Here is a 4334-nt window from a genome sequence, read left to right as displayed (position 1 = left end):
CCACGAAGCGGCCGCCCAAGGCGAACTGACTTGAAGGCGCCGCAATCCAGTCCCACCTTTTCCTGACGGCGTTTTCGGGGGAGAAAGCTTGGGCAGGATCGACGTGTTCGTGGCGCCGCGACCCAATCCGGCGCTGATCAGGGCAATGACGATCGTCAATCGCATCGTCATGCTGCATGGGGTTCCAGGCTTTCGCGACCTTTTGCCGTTCAACCGGCTCGCCGGCCTGCGCGGCGTCGCCAATGTCCGCCATATCGACTTTCCCGCCGCCGACCAGCAACGGCTGAAGGCCTGCTGCGGCGGGGGCCAAGCGACGTTCATCACGCCCAACCATCCGGAATTCTTCACCGACTGGATGATCGACAAGGAGATCGTCTCGCGCGTCAGCCCGCTTGCCGCGTCCTGGGCCACGCATGGCGTGGTCAACGGCCTCGGTCGGCCGATGCAGAAATTCTGGCTGGCCAACAATCTGATCGCGCAGATCCCCGGCAACAACGACGCGGCCAAGGCGCATTCGGTCGACTGGGCGCTCAAGGGCCATGGCGTCCTGCTCCACCCGGAAGGCGCTGTCGGCTGGCACGGCAATTATGTCGGGCCATTGCTTCCCGGCGCAGTTGAGATGGGGCTGGAGGCTTTGCAGCGCGGCCGCGAGACGAACAAGGATTTCAAGGCCTGGGTTGCTCCGATCGTCTGGAAGCTCGCCTTCACTGGCAATGTCGAGCGGGCGCTCGCCAAGGAATGCGCCTATATCGAGAAAAGCCTGAAGATCGAAGGCGCTGCAAACGGCTCGCTGCCGGAACGCGTCTATCGTATCTATTCGACCCTGTTGTCGCGCGACGAACAGGCCTGCGGTCTGACGGTAGAGGAAGGCGTTCCCTATGCTGTGCGCCAGCAACGAGTTTTGGCCCAGCTCGGACGAGAGCTAGCCGCGACCATTGCTGCCGAGCCGGGTCTGGATATGGCCGAGCTGCTGCGAGAGGCACGCCGCTGGCTGCGCGACGGAAAGGCCGATGCCGACGAGCAGAAACGCGTGCGAAAACTGACCGAAACGATCCAGCGCGTCCAGCGTGTCGGCCGCTGGGCCTTTGCCGCTGCGACGATCACGCAGGAGGAGATCGCCGAGCATCTGAAGCGCGTCCGCAACGACTATTGCAGGGGCTCATTGCGGGACACGATCAACCGCTTCATCCCGCAACCCGCCGGGCCGCGCCGCGCCCATATTCGCATGCCCGAGCCCTTGGCGTTGCATGCTTGTGACAGCTCGCTCGACAAGGCGCTCGCTACATTGCGCTCGCGCATGCAGGAAGCCGTCACGCGGATCGTGACTGAGCTCGACGCCGGCGGCGGCTTCATTTCCTATCCGAATCCCTTCTATCATCGCTGACTTCACATTGGCCCGAGTGATCGGGAGCGGGCCGTCCATGTCGGTTGGAGTGCGGCAGGTTCAATGGCTGTCTATGTCGATGCGGCGATCTGGAAATGGGCCGGCCATCGTTGGTGCCATCTGCTCGCCGACGACACCGCCGAGCTGCACCGCTTCGCCGCCGAGCTCGGCGTCAAGCGCTCGTCCTACCAGGGGCCGCCCAAGACTTCGGCGCCACACTATGACATAACCGGCTTCGAACGCGACCGCGCCGTGCGGCTCGGCGCCGTAGAATGCAGCCGCGAGGAGATCGTCGCGATCTTCCGCCGCGTGCGGGTGCCAAATGGGAAAATAAGACCATGACGCTGACGACATTTCTGGCTTACTGCGGTGCGATAACGCTCGCCGCCGCCACGCCCGGCCCTGCCATGTTCACCGTCATCACCAACGGCGTCTCGCGTGGGTTCGTCCGCGCCTTGGTGGCCGGTGTCGGCGTCGCCGCCGGCGACGCGGTGCTGGTGACCCTGGCGCTGTTGGGTCTCGTGGCACTGGCACAGACCTTCGAATGGGTGTTCCTTGCGCTGAAATATGCGGGCGCCGCCTATCTGGTCTTCCTCGGCATCAGGATGTGGCGATCGGCCGCTACCCATGAAGATGGGGCGCGCACGGCCCAGGCAGGGCTCTTCCGATCGTTTTTCCTCGGGGCCTCGATCGCGCTCGGCAATCCAAAGGCGATCCTTTTCCACGCCTCGATTATGCCGCTGATCCTCGACCTGGACGCCATGACCTTTGCCGACGGGCTGCTGGTGGTCATGGTCGTGATCGGCGTCAACATCGTCACCATGGGGATCTACGCGGCACTTGCCGGGCGGGCTTCGGGCTGGTTCAGGACTCCGCGGCGCATGCGCCTGATGAACAGGTTCGCCGGCGGCGCCATGATCGGTACCGGTGCGCTGATCGTCGCACGCTGACCAGCAAGGCGCAGGGGCGCTTGCGTTTATGGCGCTTCCCCTCTATATGCGCGCTCATTCCACACACGGACTTTGGTGTCTGCCCGGGAGAAATCCGGCTGAAACCTCCGGTGGCATCAGGACATACGTCCGAAATGCCTGTGTCCGTGGAGGCCAACCGGAAAGGAACTAAAGAATGGCTCTGCCTGATTACAGCATGCGCCAGCTTCTGGAAGCTGGTGTTCACTTCGGCCACCAGACCCACCGCTGGAACCCGAAGATGGCGCCTTACATCTATGGCGCCCGCAACAATATCCACATCATCGACCTGTCGCAGACGGTGCCGCTGCTGCACCAGGCCCTGAAGCAGGTTTCCGACACCGTCGCCAAGGGTGGCCGCGTGCTGTTCGTCGGCACCAAGCGCCAGGCCTCGGACATCGTCGCCGACGCGGCGCAGCGCTCGGCCCAGTACTATGTCAACTCGCGTTGGCTGGGCGGCATGCTGACCAACTGGAAGACGATCTCGAACTCGATCCAGCGCTTGCGCAAGCTCGACGAGACGCTCGCCGGCGAGGCCCAGGGTCTCACCAAGAAGGAGCGCCTCAACCTCGACCGCGAGCGCGAGAAGCTCAACAAGGCGCTGGGCGGCATCAAGGACATGGGCTCGACGCCGGACCTGATGTTCGTCATCGACACCAACAAGGAAGCGATCGCCATCCTCGAGGCCAAGCGCCTCGGCATCCCGGTGGTCGCCATCATCGATTCGAACTGCGACCCGGACAAGATCGACTTCCCGATCCCCGGCAATGACGACGCGGCCCGCGCCATCCAGCTCTACTGCGATCTGATCGCCAAGGCTGCCATCGACGGCATCGCCCGTCAGCAGGGCGCGCTCGGCATGGATATCGGCGCGTCGGCCGAGGCTCCGGTCGAGCCGGCGCTCGACACCCCGGCTGCTGAAGCTCCGGAAGCTTGAAAAGCGAAGGCCGGTTCCGGCCTTCATCTTTCCAATAAGTTGGCGCGCTAAAGCGCTTTTGCCGGGCGCATCATCGGGATTCGATGGTGCGTCGGCGCATTTGAAACAAAGAGGCGACAATGAGCATTTCGGCTGCACAGGTCAAAGAACTCCGCGACTTGACCGGCGCGGGCATGATGGACTGCAAGGCGGCGTTGAACGAGACCAACGGCAACATGGAAGAAGCCGTCGACTGGCTGCGCAAGAAGGGTATCTCAAAGGCCGACAAGAAGGCCGGCCGTACCGCGGCGGAGGGCCTTATCGGCGTCGATTCCGGCGTCCGCGAGGCCGCGGTCGTCGAGGTGAACTCCGAGACCGACTTCGTCGCGCGCAACGCGGCCTTCCAGGAGATCGTCGCCAACGTCGCCAAGGTCGCGCTCGCCTATGGCACGACCGAGGCGGTGGCCGCGGCCAAGTATCCGGGCTCCGACAAGTCGGTCACCGACACCATCAAGGACGCGGTCGGCACCATCGGCGAGAACATGGGCTTCCGCCGTTCGGCCAAGCTCACGGTACCGCATGGCGCGGTGGCGACCTATGTCCACAATGCCGTCGCCGACGGCCTCGGCAAGCTCGGCGTACTGGTCGCGATCGAGACCACCGGCAACGAGCATGCGGCGAACGCCTTCGGCCGCCAGGTCGCCATGCATGTCGCGGCGACCAACCCGATGGCGCTGACCACGGAAGAACTCGATCCGGCCGCGGTCGAGCGCGAGAAGGCGATCTTCGCCGACCAGGCGCGTCAGACCGGCAAGCCCGAAGCGATCATCGAGAAGATGGTCGAGGGCCGCCTGCGCAAGTTCTATGAAGAGGTGGTGCTTTTGAAGCAGGCCTTCGTGCTCAATCCCGACATCACCGTCGAGAAGGCGCTGAAGGATGCCGAGAAGGAGATCGGCGCTCCGGCCAAGATCAGCGCCTACCTGCGCTACGCGCTCGGCGAAGGCATCGAGAAGGAAACGACCGATTTCGCGGCGGAAGTCGCGGCCGCCGTCAAGCAATACCCAGA

5 protein-coding genes are annotated in these 4334 nt (G+C 64.0%); all 5 read left to right on the top strand.

The window, feature by feature from the left end; genetic code table 11:
* Positions 1-88 precede the first annotated feature (88 nt).
* Positions 89-1384 carry a hypothetical protein gene (locus EOA29_RS26885; protein ID WP_126093876.1) on the top strand — a complete coding sequence of 432 codons (1296 nt, stop codon included), beginning with the start codon at positions 89-91 and terminating at the stop codon, positions 1382-1384.
* A 63-nt stretch (positions 1385-1447) separates the two neighbouring features.
* Positions 1448-1726: a DUF4031 domain-containing protein gene (locus EOA29_RS26880; RefSeq protein WP_126093877.1), complete on the top strand. Its 279-nt coding sequence runs from the start codon at positions 1448-1450 to the stop codon at positions 1724-1726.
* On the top strand, positions 1723-2334 hold the full coding sequence (locus tag EOA29_RS26875; protein WP_126093878.1) for a LysE family translocator: 612 nt from the start codon (positions 1723-1725) through the stop codon (positions 2332-2334). Before EOA29_RS26880 ends, EOA29_RS26875 begins: the two co-directional genes overlap by 4 nt.
* 175 nt (positions 2335-2509) lie before the next feature.
* The gene (rpsB, locus tag EOA29_RS26870; protein WP_127221845.1) at positions 2510-3289 is read left to right on the top strand and encodes a 30S ribosomal protein S2; all 780 of its coding nucleotides are present in this window, start codon (positions 2510-2512) and stop codon (positions 3287-3289) included.
* Between the two features lie 119 nt (positions 3290-3408).
* On the top strand, positions 3409-4334 hold a 926-nt coding region (tsf, locus tag EOA29_RS26865), incomplete at its 3' end, for a translation elongation factor Ts (protein ID WP_127221844.1).

The organism is Mesorhizobium sp. M1E.F.Ca.ET.063.01.1.1, from assembly GCF_003998155.1.
Lineage (GTDB): Bacteria > Pseudomonadota > Alphaproteobacteria > Rhizobiales > Rhizobiaceae > Mesorhizobium.
This window is presented reverse-complemented; position numbering and strand designations above follow the sequence as displayed.

Bases quoted from the DNA above. Each gene is read 5' to 3' on its own strand.
- EOA29_RS26880 (WP_126093877.1), top strand. From the start codon at position 1,448: ATGGCTGTCTATGTCGATGCGGCGATCTGGAAATGGGCCGGCCATCGT.
- EOA29_RS26875 (WP_126093878.1), top strand. From the start codon at position 1,723: ATGACGCTGACGACATTTCTGGCTTACTGCGGTGCGATAACGCTCGCC.
- rpsB (WP_127221845.1), top strand. From the start codon at position 2,510: ATGGCTCTGCCTGATTACAGCATGCGCCAGCTTCTGGAAGCTGGTGTT.